Below are 16618 nucleotides of genomic sequence, written 5' to 3'. Positions count from 1 at the left end.
CGCTCCCAGCAGCCGCAGTCGCCGCCCCAGTTCAGTGATCGTGGGGCTGGTCAGCGCCCGATCGCTCGACGCGCCGGCTGCCTGAGTGCTCGGCGCGGATGCGTTGTTCGAGCTGGTTGACGCCGTGTTGTGCGGGGACACGGCGGTGCGTTCACTGGCGGAGCTGTCGCTGACCGGTCAGCATCACCGGGGTCACGGCTCGCTGTATGCCGCGCTGAACCGCGGCCGCATCGACGTCGACCGGCTACGTACCGCCCTGACCGCGGTGCCGGTGCCCCGAGCCGCCGACGGCCGATCGTGCTGGCGGTGGACGTGACGTGCCGGCTGCACCCGGAAGCACATACCAGCCCGCAGCGGGTGCTGTGTCACACCTACGGCCGCACCAAGGACACCCACATCGGAGTCTCGGGCTGGCCCTACTCGATGGTGGTCGCCCTGGAACCGGGCCGCCACACATGGACCGCACCGCTGGACGCCCGCCGGCTGCAGCCCGGTGACGACGCCGCCACAGTCACCGCCGGCCAGCTACGCGATGTCGTGCACCGCCTCATCGCCGCCGGGCAGTGGCAACCCGGCGAGCCGGACATGTGGATCGTCGCCGACGCAGCTCAGCGGCTTGCTACCCGACTACGCAATCACCCTGGGTCCTCCGCGGGGAGCCGCTTGCGATATCCAGGATGCTCAGCGATTATTGAGTCAATGAACGCTGAAACGTTGTCGCTCCAGGCACGGGCCAGGGTGCACGCCGCCCTCGGTGACCCCGCCCGCCTTGCCATCGTCGACGCGCTCACCCTCGGCGACGCCTCACCCGGCGAGATCGCCGCCGGTCTCGGCATGCCGACCAACCTGGTCGCCCACCATGTGAAGGTCCTGGCCGACGCCGGCCTGCTCGGCCGCACCCGCTCCGAGGGCGACCGCCGGCGCACCTACCTGCACCTCATCCCCGGCGTCCTGTCCACACTGACCGCACCCCGGCTCGACGGCGCGGAGCGGGTCGTGTTCGTCTGCACCCGCAACTCCGCCCGCTCGCAACTCGCCGCGGCCCTGTGGCGCAGGCGTATCGGCGGCCAGGCCGCCTCCGCCGGCACGCACCCGGCCCCGCGGGTCCATCCCCGGGCCGTCCGGGTCGCCCATGAGCACGGCCTCGCCCTCGATCCGGCCGGCACCCACCACGTCGACGACGTGGTGCACGACGGGGACCTGATCATCGCGGTCTGCGACAACGCCCACGAAGACCTCACCGGCCCGGTCCGGCCCCGCCTGCACTGGTCCGTCCCTGACCCGGGCAGGGTCGACACCGACGAGGCCTTCGAGGCCGCCTACGCCGAGCTGGCCGACCGCATCGACCGGATCGCGCCGGCCCTGCACCCGGGCGCCGGCCACGGCTGACCCGTTACCGACCGCGGCACCCGCCGACCTTCCTCGACGACCGGAGTCAGACCACCTCATGCACCAGATCACCCTGTGGCGGCGGCTGCTCGCCGAGTTCCTCGGTACCGCACTGCTGGTCACCGCCGTCGTCGGCTCCGGCATCATGGCCGTCGAGCTCTCGCCGGACGACGTCGGCCTGCAACTGCTGGAGAATTCGGTCGCCACCGCGTTCGCCCTCGGCGCGCTGATCCTGATGTTCGGCCCGGTCTCCGGCGCCCATTTCAACCCGGTGGTGTCGGCCGCCGACTGGTTCCTCGGCCGCCGTTCGGGCACCGGTCTGACGATCGGAGACCTCGGGGGGTACGCCGTGGCGCAGACCCTGGGAGCCGTCGCCGGTGCGATCCTGGCGAACCTGATGTTCGACCTCGCCCCGGTCACGATGTCGACGAAGGACCGTAGCGCCGGCAACCTGTGGCTCGGTGAGATCGTCGCCGTGGCCGGCCTGCTCCTGCTGATCTTCGCCCTCGGCCGGTCCGGTCGTGCCCCGGTGGCGCCGGCCGCGGTCGGTGCGTACATCGGTGCCGCCTACTGGTTCACCTCGTCCACCAGCTTCGCGAACCCGGCCGTCACCGTCGGGCGCGCCTTCACCGACACCTTCGCCGGCATCGCTCCGGGTTCGGTGCCCGGTTTCCTGTTGGCGCAGGTGGCCGGACTGCTCGTCGGAGTGGGCCTGGTGGCGGCGCTGTACCCCGGCGCCGGCCGGACCGCCGACATGGTCGTGGTCGAGCACCCGGCCGGCGACGCCCGTACCTCCTGATCCGCCCACTCCTCGAAGGAAGACCGAACACATGAGCGACTCCAGGCCCACCGTCCTGTTTGTCTGTGTCCACAACGCCGGGCGCTCCCAGATGGCCGCTGGCTGGCTGCGGCACCTCGCCGGTGACCGGGTCGAGGTGCGTTCGGCCGGCTCCGAGCCGGCCGAGACGATCAACCCGGCCGCGGTCGAGGCGATGAGGGAGGTCGGCATCGACATCACCGACCAGACCCCGACCAAGCTCACCTGGGACGCCGCGAAGGAGTCCGACGCCATCATCACGATGGGCTGCGGCGACGCCTGCCCGGTCTTTCCCGGCAAGCGGTACGAGGACTGGAAGCTGGAGGACCCCGCGGGCAAGGGCGTCGAGTCCGTTCGGCCGATCCGCGACGAGATCAAGGCCCGCATCGAGGTGCTGCTCACCGACCTGCTGCCCGCCTCCCGATCCTGAATCCCGAGCCCCGCGCCGTCCGGCTGCCTCAGAGTTCGCGCTGGTCGCGGCGCAGCGATGCGGAGAAGAACCGCCAGCCGACCGTTCTGATCTCCGTTTGCCAGCCGAGGGCTTCCAGTCGTGCCCGCAACTCGTCGGGGGAGTAGAGGACCTTGACGGCGCGAAAGACCCGGCCGCCGGTGACGTCGCGGTGCACGGCCGGTGCGGGCTGCTCGGCGGCCGGGCGCTCCACGGCGGCCACCGCCGGCAGTTCGTCGATCACGAAGACCCGGCCGTCCGGCGTCAGACAGTCGCTGACGAGCGCCCAGAAGGCGTCGAAGCGCTGCGGTGGCACATGGGACAGCCAGGCCGAGAAGAAGACGAAGTCGTAGCGCTCCCGCGGCCGCCAGCTGAACAGGTCGGCTTCGACCAGATCCACGTGAGCCGCCCCGACGCGCCGGCGGCAGATCGCCAGGGCCTCGGGGGCGGCGTCGACGGCGGTCAGCGTCGTGGCGTGGCGGGCGAGTTCGGCTGTCCACTGCCCGGTCCCGCAGGCGAACTCCAGGGTCCGGCCGAAGGGTGCGAGCCCGTCCAGGGTGGTCAGGAGTTCGGCACGGGCGGCCGCGTCGGCGTGAACGTCCAGGGGGTACGTGGCGTCGTACTCGTTCGCGCGTGCCCGGTAGTAGGCGATCTGCTCGGCCAGCAGGCCGTCCAACTCGTCCTCGGCCATCGGGCTCCCCTCAGTGGATGTCGGTGTCGGCGCAGCAGCTGTCGGTACAGCCCGCGGCAGCGTCCGCCGTGGTGGTGAGGCCGGGCGCACAGCAGGCGTCCCCGCGCCACGCGTCGCGGCCCTCCTTGACGGCGACGGCGGCGATGACCAGCGCCGCGAGCGGGTCGGCCCAGAACCAGCCGAACAGGCTGTTGACCGCGAGCCCGACCAGCAGGACGGCGGACAGGTAGGTGCACAGCAGCGTCTGCCGGGAGTCCGCGACCGCCGAGCGGGAACCCAGTTCGCGGCCGGCGCGGCGCTGGGCGTAGGACAGGCCAGGCATGATCACCAGCGAGAGCGCGGCCAGGATCAGGCCGACGGGGGAGTGCTCGGCCTCCGCGCCACCGATCAGGTCGCGTACCGATGCGACGGTGATGTAGGCGGCCAGGGCGAAGAACGAGATCGCGATGATCCGCAGTGCGGTCTTCTCCCGGCGCTCGGGATCCCGGCCGGCGAACTGCCACGCCACCGCCGTCGCCGAGGACACCTCGATCACCGAGTCGAGGCCGAATCCGATCAGGGCGGTCGACGACGCGACCGTACCGGCGGTGATCGCGACGATCGCCTCGATCACGTTGTAGGTGATGGTCGCGGCCACCAGTAGCCGGATCCGGCGGCTCAGCACGCTGCGGCGCTGGGGTGCGGGCCCGGCCGGGCTGATCCGAATCAGGGGACCGGTCATCAGCAGCAGCCTTTCCCGGCCGAGTCCGGGCACGCGTCCGGGTCGACGGCCAGGACCACGCCGAGCAGGTCAGCCAGCGCGTGCGCCAGCCGCTGGTCGGCCAGCTCGTAGCGGACCCGGCGGCCCTCGGGCACGGCCACCACCAGCCCGCAGCCGCGCAGACAGGCCAGATGGTTGGACAGCTTCTGCCGGGTGCAGCCGATCAGGTCGGCCAGCTCGGCCGGGTAGCCGGGCCCCGCTTGCAGCGCCAGCAACAGCCGGGCCCGGGTCGGATCCGACAGTGCATGGCCGAAGCGGGCCAGCACCGAGCCGTGAGTCAGGATCTCCACCTCCCGCACAGTACAGCGAAATCTGTACCGTCTCCAGTGCGGAGTCGCCCGAGCGGCGCTCCGTGGTAACAAATCCGTAACGCGCTCTTCCGGCGGATCATGTGACCGGTCACACTCGTGCGAGTGACCGGTCACATCGACAGCCGTACCCCTGGGTGGCCGTGAGTCCTTGATCGTGGGGTTTCTGCGGTCGCCCGGCGAGAGATCGTCCGGCGCGCCGACCAGTGGGGAGAATCAGTGAACAGACTTGCCATGCTGACCGCGGGAGTCACGCTCGCGGCCGGTGTCCTGTCCGTACCGCAGGCCGTCGCCGCCGCGGAGGCGGCGGCCGACGTGCTGAGTGTCGACTTCGCCCGCGGCACCGGCGAGTTCCGGGGCGGCGCGACCGGAACGCTGTACGGCTTCGGCGACGACGGCGCACCCACCCAGGCCCTGATCAACGGCGCGCACATCACCAACACCTCGCAGAAGGCGCCGTACGGCACCCAGCACCCGAGCGGCGACGCGATCAAGGTGGAGGACGGGTTCTTCCGCAAGCACGGCGAGGACATGTACATCTACGTCCAGGACTACTACCCGGACTGGTCGTACCACGGCGGCGTCCGCCCCGGTGACACCCGCACCTACAACCAGGCCGACGGGACGTACACCGCCACTCCGAACGGGATCTGGGACTACCTGGAGGTCGTGGAGTTCGTGACCGAGGCCGTCGCCACCACGTCGTCGCGGCCCGAGGACTACGTCTTCATCCCGTTCAACGAACCCGACGGCGGCAACTGGTACGCCGACTGGGGCACCCTGAAGGACACTTTCCTGGCGGACTGGACGGCGACCTACGACAAGATCCAGCAGGTGTACGCCCGGCACGGCCTCGGCCACGCCCGCATCGGCGGCCCCGGCGACACCCGGTGGCAGCCCGAGCGTTCCGCCGACTTCCTCGGGTACGCCAAAGCCGGCGGCGTACTGCCCGACGTGTTCATCTGGCACGAGCTCGGCATCGACAACCTGCGCACCTTCCGCTCGCACTACGCCGGCTACCGCGCGCTGGAGAAGCGGCTGGGCCTGCCGCCGATCCACGTCAACATCACCGAATGGGGCATGCTGCGCGACATGGGCACCCCGGGCCAGCTGGTCCAGTGGCTGTCCATCATGGAAGACCTCAAGATCGACGGGCAGACCGCGTACTGGGCGTACGCCGGGAACCTCAGCGACAACAGCGCCCGGACGAACGCCGCCAACGCCGGCTGGTGGATGTTCAAGTGGTACGGCGACCTGGCCGGCAGCCGCACCGTCGCCGTCACCCCGCCCGCACTGAACACCGTCGACACGCTCCAGGGCATCGCCGCCGTCGACAAGCGCAACCGGCGGGCCACCGTCCTGTACGGCGGCGGCGACAGCCCGGTCACGCTACGCCTGTCCGGGCTCGACCGGGACGTCTTCGGCAAGCGGGTCGACATCGAGGTCCGCGAGATCACCCTCACCGGCGCCGAGGGCGTCGCGGGCGCGCCGCCGGTCGTCAAGGTCCTCGACGGCGTACGACTCGACCGCGGCACGATCGACCTCGACGTGCCCACCTACGACCGGTACGCCGCCTACCAGGTGGTCATCACCCCCGAGCAGGACCGCACCCCGGTCGCCGGCGCCGTCTGGAGCACCGCCGTCGAGGCCGAGGACACCCGCCTCACCGCGGCCACCGTCTACGACCAGGACCCGCTCTCCGGCGGCGGCTGGAAGTTCCTCGCCTCCGGCAGCCGCGACGTAGGCTCGTTCAACCGCCCGGCCTCCCGGGCCGAGTGGACGGTCACCGTGCCCCGCACCGGCCGCTACCGGTTCCAGGTGATCGGCGCGGCACCCGGCGTCCCCGGCCGGCACGCGCTGTTCGTCGACGACGCGAACCCGGTGATCGTCCAGTACACCGCCGACCTCGCCCTCACCTCCGTCCAGCGATGGCAGTACCGCGGCAGCTCCGAGGTCACCGTCCCGCTGACCGCCGGCACCCACACCCTGTCGCTGCGGGCCGGCCTGGACGGCGCCACCGTGCTGCCGAACTCCGACATCACCCTCGACAAGTTCCTGCTCACCGACGTCACCGACGGTGAACCCACCGCCTACCCGGCCTCGACGCTGCGCTACTTCGGCGGCGCCCACGTCACCTACGACACCTCCCGGGCGCGCGGCCACGGTCAGATCCGCGGCAAACGCGAGCGCGCCGACGCGTACGTGCACGCCTGGGAGACCGGCTACCACGACGTCGGCCTCGACTACCGCAGCACCGGCCGCACCGACGTCGACGTCACCGTCAACGGCCGCGCGATCGCCACGGTGTCGGCGCCCCGGGCGGGGGCGTGGCGCTCGACCGTACGCCTGCATCTGAGCCAGGGCATCAACGAGATCGAGATCCGTTCCAAGCGGGGCGTGCTGCTCCAGCAGCTGACCACCACCCGCGTCGCCGCCGCCGACGCGGCCGCGGTCACCATCGAGGGTGAGGACACCATCCGGCACGGCGCCGTCGCCGTCACCACCCATGCCGGCGCCTCCGGCAGCAACGCCTCCGGCGGGAAGTCGATCGGGTACGTCGGATCCGGCGCCGCCAACACCTTCGAGGTCGTCCGGCGGCCCGGCTTCGACCGGCCCGGGGCGTACGACATCGCCGTCACCTACGCCAACGCCGAACTCGGCGGACGGCACGACTACAACCCGCAGGTCATCGACCGGCGTCTGGACGTCACCGAGACCGGTGGCGGCAGCGCGTACGGCTACTTCCGCTACACCTACGCGTGGAACAGCTTCCTGGAGAAGACCGTCCCGATCACGCTGACGACCGCGGGCGGCTCGCTGACCTTCGGCAACCCGCAGGCGTACGCCCCGGACATCGACAAGATCACCATCGCCCCGGCCGTCCTCGGACAGCCGGTCACCGTGCCCCGCCGGTAGACGGCATCGCGCTGCGGCCCGGGTGGGCACGGTTGCGACGACCGGCCCACCCCGCCCCACCCGCCTGGACGACCAGCACCGCGGCCACCGCCGCGCCGAAGGCACCCGGGACACCGACCGGGACCAGCAGCACCGCCAGCACCAGACAGAACGCCGCGAAGCCGACCAGTCCCCGGATCACCCCGGCGAGGGTCCGTACCATCGCGGCCGGCCCCTGCCGGGCCAGCACGAACGCGGCGACCACACTCGTCGCGATCGGGAACGGCGCCAGAATCCCCGTCACCACCGGGCCCACCTGCGCGGCGATGCCGGTCACCAGCAGCACCAGCGCCCCGGTGGCCAGTGCCCGGCCCGGAAGATCCCACCACGGCGGGGCCGCCACGGTCCGCTCCGTGGGGCCGTCGTCGATGGCGGCGATCAGCCGGTACGCCAGCCCGATCGACACCAGCACCAGCAGCGCGGCGACACCCGGGCCGACGCTCAGCGGCACCAGGGCCACATCGGCCAGCAGACTCGCCGCCCACGCCAGAGCCAGGGTGGTCGGCCACCGCCGGCGGCGGCCGGCATGGGCGAACACGACCGCGAACACCGCCAGCGAAACCAGCCCGAGAAGTGACGCCGTCGCCGCCCGCGCGCCGAACCGGACCCCGTGCTCCCAACAGCTGATCAACAGAATCGGGCCGGCCACGATCGGGAACGCCACCAGCGTGCCGGCGACCCGGTCTCCCCACCGCCGTCCCGCCAACGAGGACCCGACCACCAACAGTGGAGCAAGAACCACCTTCAACAGCAGAATCACTGAGGTGACGGTATCGGCAGAGAGTTCCCGGGCGGGTGCGGGGCTCCGGCGCCGTCGATCCTCGCTGACGCCGGACTATGCGCGCCGGATGTGCAGATGGCCGTCGAGCGGGTAGGCCGGGGGAGCCGGCGGCAGGACACTGTCGAGTCGGTAGCCGCTCTTCTCCGCGACGCGGCAGGACGCCACGTTGTCGACCTGGTGGAGAAGTTCCAGATATTCCAGGCCGTCGGCCCGGAAGGCGTCGAGGGACCAGGCGGTGAGAGTGTCCAGGGCCCGTGAGGCCACGCCCCGTCCCCGAGCCTGCGCCGCCGTCCAGTAACCGACCTGGGCGCAGGGCCTGCCGGGGGCGACCTCCTTGAGGACCACGTTGCCCACCAGCCGTGGCGGCACCGCGTCACCGGCCGCTTCGAGGACGGCGAAGGCGAACCGGTCGCCCGTGGCCCAGCCCTGTTCCTGGGCCCGTACCCACCGCAGTCCATCGTCCGCGCCGTCCAGCGGCGAGACCGTCCACCGGCGCAGATCCGGGTCCTGATACACCTCGATCAACGCGGTGACGTCTGCCGCGCGCCAGGGCCGAAGCAGGAGAGCGGGAGTGCTCGGCGTCGCGGTGGCGGTGAGTGTCACGGGAGCGTTCATCGCCGGATCATAGAAGTCGACGGCACGCGCTTCGGCGGTGATCGGTGGAGCACCGCGAAGCCGGCCAGTGTGCGGTGGCGTCGCCACCACGGTCCACACTCGGGCGCCTGCGATGATGCCCCCGTGACTGAAAACGGCCTCTGGTATGCCATGCCCGCTCTGGCCGGCGACCGGATCCGGCTCGAACCTCTCCGGTACGAACACGCGGCCGACTACCTGGCGGCGGCCGGCGACGACGACGAGGCAGCCGAGATCTTCCGATGGCAGAGCCCGCCGGCCGGGGCACTGACCCGGCCGGTGACCGTGGACGACGCCCGCGCCCACATCGTTGCCGCGCTCGCCGCGCGCGCCCGCGGGGCCCGTCTCCCGTACGCCCAGATCGACACGGCGACGGGCCGGTTCGCGGGTACGACGTCCTTCGCCGATCCCGATCCGACGTTGCGCACCCTGACGATCGGATACACCTGGCTCGGACGGCCGTGGTGGGGCACCGGCGCGAACGCCGAGGCGAAGCTGCTGATGCTCGGCTTCGCCTTCGAAACCCTCGGCGCGATCCGGGTCACGCTGGTCACCGACGTCCTCAACGAACGCGCGCAGGCCGCGATCGAGCGGCTGGGCGCAAGCCGGGAGGGGATACTGCGCAAGCATCGCCGCCGCGCCGACGGCTCATGGCGTGACACCGTCGTGTACGCCGTCACCGACGACGACTGGCCCGAGGTGAAGCACGGGCTCAACACCCGCCTGCGCCGGGAAGCGGCGTGACTGCGCCTCACCGGGGTGTGTGGGTCAGCAGGAAGTCACGGGCGACGCGCTGGTGGTCGGCGGCCCGCGGGCTCAGCCAGAAGCCGAGGTGATCCTCACCGGGCATCCAATGGTGCTGCGCACCGCTGATCAGGGCGGCGGCATTCTCCCCGTCGCGAAACGGGACGTCACCGTCCGCGAGGCCGTGCACGACCAGTGTGGGCGTGCTTATCCCGCGCAGCGGAAGTGCCAGATTCCTCGCCTGCCGGGCGTCATTGTCGGTGCCCGGCATCCTCTCCTCGTACGGGAAAGTGGTTTCCACCATCGCCGTGAAAAGATCTCTGACGTCGGGATCGCCGATGATGTGATTCTTCCGCTCCGTTTTCTCGGCCGCGGTGAAGAGGCTGGTCTCGTCGAGAGTCGCGGAGACGATCGTGTCGACGGAGATCGAGCCGGTGAGGTAGGCGATCTTCTGGACGACCTTGTCGACGAAGAACCGGCGAACCGGCGTGGACGGCGTCCAGTCCGGATTCGGAAGGCTCACGCCGGCCACCGAGATCAGAGCCCAGACCCGGTCCGGATGGCGGGCGGCGAAGGTGTACGCGACCGGGGCCCCGGCCGAGGCGGCGAAGAGCCCCACCTGCTCGATGTGCAGGCTGTCCAGCAGGGCGGCGAGCAGATCAGCCTGTTCCTCCAGGGTTCGGCCGCTGCTCAACGGCGTGCCGGGGTAACCGGGCCGCGACGGGCTCAGAACGCGGAAGCCGCCGTCGCGCAGAAAGCGGGCGAACAGCCGGCCCTGGTCGGCGCCGCCCAGACCGGCGTGCACCGAGAGGACCACCGGACCGTCGGTGCCGTCCAGGTCGTACGTCATCGGGCCGCGCGCCGTCTCCGCCCGGGCGAATGCGGGAGGTGAGCCCGGCTCCCACAGAATCAGTCCGGTGCTCGCCAGCACCACGATGGCGGCGATCACGGCCGCGATTCTGATTATCCTGCGCATTTATCGTTCCCCGTTTTCTCGTGTCGCCTCGATACGATCAGACGGTATTGCGGGAAACGAGCGTGCAGAATAGAGCAATTTTATGCGACCTTGCGGGGGTTCGTGATGGGGCGGGTGAGCAAGCTGCTGGTATGCCCCTACGGCGGTTCGGGCGTGGGCGGCAAGTGGATGTTCTGGAGCATGGTCCACCTGCTCGACGGTCCGCTGCGGTTGTCCGATCTGCGCCGGCGCATGCCCGATGCCGGCCGGCAGATGCTCGTCGTTCAGCTACGCGCGCTGGAGCAGGCGGGCGTGGTCCGCCGGGTGGTCTTCCCGGAGCGCCGGATCCGGGTGGAGTATTCGTTGACGTCCACGGGACGGCAGCAGGAGCCCATTCTGCGTCATCTGCTCGAGTGGGGGGAGTGGTTCGACACCCGCGGCGACACGGACTGGCTGGTCAGCCTGGGCGGCCGGTGGAAGGTGTGGGTGGTGCACACGCTGACCGGCGGCGCCCGCAGGTTCTCGGAGATTCAGCGGCTCCTCGACCCGATCAGCAAGCCGTCGCTGGCACGGGAGCTCCGCGAGCTGACCGATCTGGGTCTGGTCGAGAAGCTGTCGACCGGCGGATATGCCCTGACCGGGGTGGGCGCCGCGTCGAAGCCGTTGTTCGAGCAACTGTATGCCTGGGGCAGGCGGGTCGCCCCGGACTTCCCGTGGCCTCTCGACCTGGCCCCGGCTCCGATACCCGAGAGCTGACGTCGCGAGACGCCGTCGACGTCACTGTCGTTCGATGCAGAACTCATTGCCCTCGGGGTCGCGCAACGTCACCCAGCCACGGTCCTCGGGACCGCGGTGGTCCTCGTGGATGGTGGCTCCGAGGTCGACGGCCCGGTCGACCTCCTCGTCGCGGGACCGCCCGTCGGGCTTCCAGTCGAGGTGCACCCGGTTCTTGACCGTGCGCGGCTCGGCCACCCGGACGAACAGCAGACCGGGCACCGGGTCGGGCGCCTCGACGAGCACCTCGTCGTCGCCGGGCTGATCGATTCCGGAGACCGGCCAGCCGGTCAACCGGCTCCAGAACGTGGCCAGCTGATAGGGGTCCGCACAATCGACGGTCACGTGACGCAGTCTCATCCGCAGCACCCTAGGGCAGGGCCGGGCCCGCTTCAAACGGATAACACCCGCGTCGTCGTACGGCTGGGCTATCCTCGCCGTCGTGGATCACCAGGAGGCGTTCGCCCTGCTCGACCGGATCTACGCCGCCGCGAACGCCTACCTGGACGTCCACGGCCGGCACGCCCACCACATACCGGCGACGATCACACCGGAGCAGTTGCGGGCCCTCGCGGACCGTGGACTGGCGCCCAACACCTTCCGGACCTTCACCCACGACGAGGCGGTGACGCGCCTGCGCGCGCTCGCCGCCACGGTCGACGAGCGCACCGCCGCCGACGCCTTCGTGGCCGGCCTGGGGTCGGCGCCGCCGCGCTGGCGGGGACCACTGCCGGCGGTGGCCCTCGCCGGGGCGATGCCGGCCCACCCCTACCCGGCCGGCCGGCGAACCTGCGACGTGTGCTTCGTCGACGCGACGGTCACCGTGGACACCACCGGATCATGGCGGCTCCGCGAGCATGACTCACCGCTGCCCGGAGACGTCTGTGCCTACGTCCTGGTGCTGGAGGACGTCACCCAGCCGGTGCCGGTACCCGGACCGCACGACGTGTGGACCCTCCACGAGATCCTCGACGTGCTGCGGGCGCTGCCACCGGCCACCCGCCCCGGCCAGGCCGCGCAGGCACTGCGCGCCCGCGATCTGCTTCCCGGCGGGCGGAGACTCGGCGCGTACACGTCCCTGCTGGAAGATCTCGCCTTCCTCGGCATACTCCAGACGCCGTCACATCCCGGGATGCTCACCCGATTCACCACCGCCCGGCAGCGCGACGAACGCCCCAGCGTCCGCGTCGAGGTCAGCGCCCCACTGTCGTTCTGGACCGCCGGGCACGGCATCACCGAACCGCTCGTCGACCGGCTCTTCGGCCACCTCGACCGGCCGACCGCACCTCCCCGGCCGCCGGCGGCGCCGCCCCGACGGCCGGCTGCCAGGACGGTGCGGGCCGCGCCGCTGCCGCCCGAACTACGGGGGGAGCCCCGGGGCGGCGACGTGTACGCGATCGGATGCCGCGAGGACGCCTGGGTGCTGTGTTACTGCCACCAGGTCGAAGAACGCAGCGGCCGGCCGTACGGCCTGGTGGAGTTCCTCGACGGCGTGTTCCCACGACTTCCCACCGCGGACGACATCGACGGGCGCCGGTTCCAGCCACGCTACGACGGGCCGTGGCGGCAATGGACCTCCCACCTGGACAAGACCCCCCGGGTACGCCGGCTCGCCCGTGACGTACCCCGCCCCGGCGCCGATCGCCCACCGGCCGGTGGTGTCGCGTACGACAACGCCAAGAATCTCGGTCACTACGCACGAAGCTGCTTTCCCGAGCTTCAGACATAGGCCGGACAGCCGCCCGATCAGTCTTTCGTCTCGATCTCCGCTCGCATGTCGGGGAAGTCGCCCTTGACGTCGACCGCGGTCTGGTAGAGGAACAGGAACATTCCCACGCTGCCCTCGTCGGCCCAGCCGCAGATCGCCATGTTCTCCTTGCCGACGGTGGTGCTGCCGCACTGGGCCACGCCGCCGAGCGAGCCGGTGCTGGCCGGTGAGACACCGGTCAGCTGGTTCTCGCCGCTGAACGACTGGAACACGGTGTCGAGCATCCGCTGCGGGTCGTCGATGTCGACCTCGGCCGCGATGGCCGCGATCATCTTCTTGTCGGCCGGGGAACCGTAGACGGCTCCGAACGCGTTCGCCGCGCCCGGATAGCCCTCCAGCACCTTCTCCAGTTCGCCGGTGAGCGAGGAGAACTCCTTGGCCTCGATCTTGGCGTGGCCGTTCAGGGTGTCCGGCTCACTGATGCTGATCCCATCCGGTGCCGGCTGCGCGCTCGCGCTGGGACCGGCGCTCGGACTCGTACCCTGTGTGACGGTGTCCTTCTTTTCGCGGGAGCTGTTCTCACCGATCAGGTAGACGGCGACGCCGCCGCCCACGAGCAGGACCAGGGCGATCGCCGCCGACAGCAGGGCGATCATCACCGTCCGGGACGTGGCCGCGGGTGAGGGCGGTGCCGTCGGATAACCCGGCCCGCCGTAGCCGGGTTGAACCGGCTGGCCGTAACCGGGATGAGTGGGGGCCGCCTGCCCGTAGCCGGGTCGTCCGTAGTCGGGCTGAGCGTAGAGCGGCGCCGTGTGCTGCGGGGAGTCATACGGGTCGACGGGCGGCGGGAGCGGCTCACCGGGGGACGGCGGAAAGGGCGGCTGTCCGGGCGGTGGAGGGTAGGTCATCAACGCTCCAGAGTTCGAACTGTCCGTGGATACTACCGACTACCGGATGTGGACGCCCTGACCAGCGGGCCGGCCGGTACGTGAGCTCGGGAACACCCGCCCCCGCCGGTCACGCACGCCGGTGAAGGACGACGTCCTTCAGCTCCATCAGAGAGCCGATGCGATGGGCGGCCCCAGCGAAGTCCTGTGACGCGGTGAAGTCGTTGTGGACGACGGCACAGTCGATGCCGGCCGCCACGGCGGAGTTCAGCCCCCGGGAGGAGTCCTCCACGACCAGGGTCTCCTCCGGTGTGGCCCCGAAACGCCGCAAGCCGGTCAGGTAGGGCTCCGGGTGCGGTTTGGCGAGCTCATAGTCCCCGCGGGCGAGGACGAAATCCATGAACCGCGTGATCTGGCGGCGTTCGTGGATGATGTTGAAATCCACGCGCTTCGCGGTCGTCACGATGGCCATTCGAACATGCCGCGACAACTCGGCGAGGGCGTCGACGACACCGTCGATCTCGATGTCCTCGGTCCTCAGATACTCCTGGTAGTACCGATCGCGGACCGCACGCTGCCTGGCGATGGTCTGCTCGTCGACACCGGCGGCTCGGGCCTGCTCCCAGGTGCCCCATCCGCGGCTCATGTCCCGCAGATACCGCTCCCTGTCCAGGGTGACGCCGATGTCTGCCAGGGCACGTTCGCCGGCCAGGTAGTACCAGGACTCGGTGTCGACCAGAACGCCGTCATGATCGAAGAGGATGTACTTCTTCACCTTCTTGATCCTTTCACCCCGCGCACTACGCCGGCGGGCGGGTCCGCCACGGGCCGTAGACTCCGGCCCGTGGCGGAATCCGGCAGCCCTCGGCGACCTGCGCGACGTGCTGACCGGCATCCTCGGCGACGTCGAAGTCCCGGCACGGCGGGCTTCGGGAGAATCGCCGTACCCCTCGCCCTCTCGCTGACCGCCCTCCCGGGGTGCGTGGTCGGCGGCGTGACGACCGGCGCTCCGTCCGGATCGTGGGGGCCGAACGGATTCGAGCTGACGCCCACCTGTGCCCTGACGTCGGTGCAGGCAGCCACACCGGTGGTACACGGCCGGCGGGTCACCACCGCCCAGCGCGTCGTGATGACGAACGGCCGGATCGAGAGTGACGTGACCGTGGCCGGCGACACGGAGAGAGGACGCGTCACCTGGACCGCCGCCGGCATCGGCACGATCGCTGACGTCCTGCGGCTGCTCGCCCCCGAGGTGGCGGCGCGGTTCTCCACCGACCGCAGCCCCGGCGAGGACGCGGTGGCCGTCGTCAGGACACGGCACCGGCTCGCCGACGGTATCCACGTCGCCTACGCGGCGGTCCGCACCGTCACGGTCGACTTCACCGGCACCTGCTCCGACGGCACCACCACCAGCGGCACCCTGATCGGTTGGACCGACCCCGAGAGCGACGTCGTCGGGTGCCCCGACCCGCAGGCCACCGAATCCGGCCGTCTCGCGCAGGAGAGGTACTGCCGGGCCTGACCGGCGCCGGCACCCCGGATGCTGGGGGCGTCACCGTCCGAACAGTTCGTCCTCGGCCTCGCGCTCGGCCTTACGGGCCCGCTTGCGGTCCCGGCGGGTCGGTTTACGCCGCAGGGTCGACGGGTGGGGGCGTTCGGGCCGCCGGTACTCTCCCCGCCAGTCGATACTCCAGCCGAAGTCGAAGTCGTTGCGCGACCACAGGGCCAGAAGCGCGGGCAGGAGGAAGGCGCTGCCCCAGCCCAGGCCGGCCAGGCTGTCACCGAGCCCGCCGAGGGTGTCGCAGGGGCGCATGTTCTCGGGCCGGGTCGCGTCGATCTCCACGCACACCTTCGCGCCGACGTCCGGGTTGCCGGGCAGCCCCCGTAGCGGCGTTCGGAAGCCACGGTCGGCGTAGGCGTACGAGACGATGTGCTTGTCGTCGTGGAACTTCCCCTCCTTGTCCAGCTCGACGAAGGTGCCGGGGAGCCGGACGGTGTGCGCGTCGATGCCGCGCTGGACGGGGATCTGCTGCGCGATGCCGACCACTTCGGAGGCCAGCCCGATGGTGCAGACGGCCACGACGAGCCAGAGGAAGGGCGTTATCCGATCGAGGAACGACACGGCGCCGATTGTCGCAACCAGGGGCAACAGGCGATAGGCGTCGTCGCCGCCACCTGCCTCCCACTGCTGCCTCCCACTGCTGCCTACCAATGCCGGGCGCCACTTGATGCGTTACGGGTCTAGGCCAGATGATCCGTGACAGCTCCGGCTAGTGCCCTGACCAGTAACGTTCACCGGTCTAGGCTCCCAGTAGCCTCAGGTCGTGGGCGACCATGAGCAGTACTTGGCGATACCGGGATGACCGGACCGTGCTCGCAGCGATCGGTACTCGGCTGGAGTCCCAGGTCAATCGGATCAGTGTGCGGTTGCCTCGATCTCTGGCCGAATCGGCGATCGCCGCCTGGGACCGTGAGGAATCGGGTGGGTTCGGCGAGGAGAGTCGCGAAGAATACGAAATGCGTGACGATGCTGCTGAACTGGCCTGGATCGGTCTGGCCATCAGCGAACGCGGTGTGTGGGATGGCGAGGAGGCCGTCGTCGATCTGAATGTCGTCCAAGTCGCCGCGGCGTTGCGGGCCGCGCAGTAGGTCGGGCAGCAGCGGCGACAGGGCTATAGAGCCTGTTTCTGATCTATATAGCGGTGGTTGTGGTACGGGCGTGGCGGCGGGTCATCTGAAGGATTGCCGCCCAGTAGATAATGGTTTCG

At 70.5% G+C, this 16618-nt stretch carries 19 protein-coding genes and 1 pseudogene; 10 read left to right on the top strand and 10 right to left on the bottom strand.

Going from position 1 to position 16618, the window contains the following annotated elements:
- Positions 1-94: 94 nt before the first annotated feature.
- From BC793_RS52510 to BC793_RS39190, 4 genes and pseudogenes are all read left to right on the top strand, one after another.
- Positions 95-643: pseudogene (locus BC793_RS52510) on the top strand (transposase); the annotation flags it as partial.
- A 56-nt stretch (positions 644-699) separates the two neighbouring features.
- Complete coding sequence (locus tag BC793_RS39200; RefSeq protein ID WP_109601759.1) at positions 700-1389, top strand: arsenate reductase/protein-tyrosine-phosphatase family protein; 690 nt, start codon at positions 700-702, stop codon at positions 1387-1389.
- A 58-nt stretch (positions 1390-1447) separates the two neighbouring features.
- Entirely contained in the window at positions 1448-2188 is a 741-nt protein-coding gene (locus tag BC793_RS39195; protein WP_109601680.1) for an aquaporin, read from the top strand.
- A gap of 31 nt (positions 2189-2219) precedes the next feature.
- Positions 2220-2636, top strand: coding sequence for an arsenate reductase ArsC (locus BC793_RS39190; RefSeq protein WP_109601679.1), 417 nt, complete (start codon positions 2220-2222; stop codon positions 2634-2636).
- Positions 2637-2664: 28 nt separating this feature from the next.
- On the opposite strand, the gene BC793_RS39185 is transcribed toward BC793_RS39190, so the two are convergent.
- Genes BC793_RS39185 through BC793_RS39175 form a run of 3 tightly spaced genes read right to left on the bottom strand, consistent with a single transcriptional unit; the run spans position 2665 to position 4395 of the window.
- Positions 2665-3345 carry a class I SAM-dependent methyltransferase gene (locus BC793_RS39185; protein WP_109601678.1) on the bottom strand — a complete coding sequence of 227 codons (681 nt, stop codon included), beginning with the start codon at positions 3343-3345 and terminating at the stop codon, positions 2665-2667.
- A 10-nt stretch (positions 3346-3355) separates the two neighbouring features.
- Positions 3356-4066, bottom strand: coding sequence for a cation efflux transmembrane domain-containing protein (locus BC793_RS39180; protein WP_109601758.1), 711 nt, complete (start codon positions 4064-4066; stop codon positions 3356-3358).
- Entirely contained in the window at positions 4066-4395 is a 330-nt protein-coding gene (locus BC793_RS39175) for an ArsR/SmtB family transcription factor (protein WP_109601757.1), read from the bottom strand. Before BC793_RS39175 ends, BC793_RS39180 begins: the two co-directional genes overlap by 1 nt.
- Positions 4396-4632: 237 nt before the next feature.
- Between BC793_RS39175 and BC793_RS52505 the strand changes: the two genes are divergently transcribed.
- Positions 4633-7329: a carbohydrate-binding protein gene (locus tag BC793_RS52505; protein WP_275416291.1), complete on the top strand. Its 2697-nt coding sequence runs from the start codon at positions 4633-4635 to the stop codon at positions 7327-7329.
- Here BC793_RS52505 and BC793_RS39165 read toward each other — a convergent pair.
- Both BC793_RS39165 and BC793_RS39160 read right to left on the bottom strand, forming a co-directional pair.
- Positions 7310-8128, bottom strand: coding sequence for a hypothetical protein (locus BC793_RS39165; protein WP_203896542.1), 819 nt, complete (start codon positions 8126-8128; stop codon positions 7310-7312). The genes BC793_RS52505 and BC793_RS39165 overlap by 20 nt on opposite strands.
- 75 nt (positions 8129-8203) lie before the next feature.
- On the bottom strand, positions 8204-8764 hold the full coding sequence (locus tag BC793_RS39160) for a GNAT family N-acetyltransferase (protein ID WP_109601756.1): 561 nt from the start codon (positions 8762-8764) through the stop codon (positions 8204-8206).
- A gap of 123 nt (positions 8765-8887) precedes the next feature.
- Between BC793_RS39160 and BC793_RS39155 the strand changes: the two genes are divergently transcribed.
- Entirely contained in the window at positions 8888-9526 is a 639-nt protein-coding gene (locus BC793_RS39155) for a GNAT family N-acetyltransferase (protein WP_239170557.1), read from the top strand.
- A 7-nt stretch (positions 9527-9533) separates the two neighbouring features.
- Here the strand turns inward: BC793_RS39155 and BC793_RS39150 are convergent, their stop codons facing one another.
- Entirely contained in the window at positions 9534-10475 is a 942-nt protein-coding gene (locus BC793_RS39150; RefSeq protein WP_158319507.1) for an alpha/beta fold hydrolase, read from the bottom strand.
- Between the two features lie 141 nt (positions 10476-10616).
- Between BC793_RS39150 and BC793_RS39145 the strand changes: the two genes are divergently transcribed.
- Positions 10617-11237, top strand: coding sequence for a winged helix-turn-helix transcriptional regulator (locus BC793_RS39145; protein WP_203896543.1), 621 nt, complete (start codon positions 10617-10619; stop codon positions 11235-11237).
- Positions 11238-11258: 21 nt separating this feature from the next.
- Here the strand turns inward: BC793_RS39145 and BC793_RS39140 are convergent, their stop codons facing one another.
- Positions 11259-11615: a VOC family protein gene (locus tag BC793_RS39140; protein ID WP_109601673.1), complete on the bottom strand. Its 357-nt coding sequence runs from the start codon at positions 11613-11615 to the stop codon at positions 11259-11261.
- 82 nt (positions 11616-11697) lie between these two features.
- Between BC793_RS39140 and BC793_RS39135 the strand changes: the two genes are divergently transcribed.
- Positions 11698-12984, top strand: a complete 1287-nt coding sequence (locus BC793_RS39135) for a hypothetical protein (protein ID WP_109601672.1) — start codon at positions 11698-11700, stop codon at positions 12982-12984.
- Between the two features lie 17 nt (positions 12985-13001).
- Here BC793_RS39135 and BC793_RS39130 read toward each other — a convergent pair whose 3' ends face one another.
- Positions 13002-13871, bottom strand: a complete 870-nt coding sequence (locus tag BC793_RS39130; protein WP_146246657.1) for a hypothetical protein — start codon at positions 13869-13871, stop codon at positions 13002-13004.
- 109 nt (positions 13872-13980) lie between these two features.
- The gene (locus BC793_RS39125; protein ID WP_109601670.1) at positions 13981-14625 is read right to left on the bottom strand and encodes an HAD family hydrolase; all 645 of its coding nucleotides are present in this window, start codon (positions 14623-14625) and stop codon (positions 13981-13983) included.
- 219 nt (positions 14626-14844) lie between these two features.
- Here BC793_RS39125 and BC793_RS39120 point away from each other — a divergent pair, with 219 nt between their 5' ends.
- On the top strand, positions 14845-15372 hold the full coding sequence (locus tag BC793_RS39120; protein WP_146246656.1) for a hypothetical protein: 528 nt from the start codon (positions 14845-14847) through the stop codon (positions 15370-15372).
- A 30-nt stretch (positions 15373-15402) separates the two neighbouring features.
- Here the strand turns inward: BC793_RS39120 and BC793_RS39115 are convergent, their stop codons facing one another.
- Entirely contained in the window at positions 15403-15972 is a 570-nt protein-coding gene (locus BC793_RS39115) for a hypothetical protein (protein WP_146246655.1), read from the bottom strand.
- A gap of 248 nt (positions 15973-16220) precedes the next feature.
- On the opposite strand from BC793_RS39115, the gene BC793_RS39110 reads away from it, so the two are divergent.
- The gene (locus BC793_RS39110; protein ID WP_203896544.1) at positions 16221-16499 is read left to right on the top strand and encodes a hypothetical protein; all 279 of its coding nucleotides are present in this window, start codon (positions 16221-16223) and stop codon (positions 16497-16499) included.
- Positions 16500-16618: the final 119 nt, after the last annotated feature.

The sequence above is a fragment of the Actinoplanes xinjiangensis genome (assembly GCF_003148685.1).
GTDB classification, from domain to species: domain Bacteria; phylum Actinomycetota; class Actinomycetes; order Mycobacteriales; family Micromonosporaceae; genus Actinoplanes; species Actinoplanes xinjiangensis.
This window is presented reverse-complemented; position numbering and strand designations above follow the sequence as displayed.

Excerpts from the sequence above, each read along its gene's own strand:
- BC793_RS39195 (WP_109601680.1), top strand. The coding sequence starts at position 1,448 with ATGCACCAGATCACCCTGTGGCGGCGGCTGCTCGCCGAGTTCCTCGGT.
- BC793_RS39200 (WP_109601759.1), top strand. The coding sequence starts at position 700 with ATGAACGCTGAAACGTTGTCGCTCCAGGCACGGGCCAGGGTGCACGCC.
- BC793_RS39185 (WP_109601678.1), bottom strand. The coding sequence starts at position 3,345 with ATGGCCGAGGACGAGTTGGACGGCCTGCTGGCCGAGCAGATCGCCTAC.
- BC793_RS39160 (WP_109601756.1), bottom strand. The coding sequence starts at position 8,764 with ATGAACGCTCCCGTGACACTCACCGCCACCGCGACGCCGAGCACTCCC.
- BC793_RS39180 (WP_109601758.1), bottom strand. The coding sequence starts at position 4,066 with ATGACCGGTCCCCTGATTCGGATCAGCCCGGCCGGGCCCGCACCCCAG.
- BC793_RS39130 (WP_146246657.1), bottom strand. The coding sequence starts at position 13,871 with ATGACCTACCCTCCACCGCCCGGACAGCCGCCCTTTCCGCCGTCCCCC.
- BC793_RS39140 (WP_109601673.1), bottom strand. The coding sequence starts at position 11,615 with ATGAGACTGCGTCACGTGACCGTCGATTGTGCGGACCCCTATCAGCTG.
- BC793_RS39190 (WP_109601679.1), top strand. The coding sequence starts at position 2,220 with ATGAGCGACTCCAGGCCCACCGTCCTGTTTGTCTGTGTCCACAACGCC.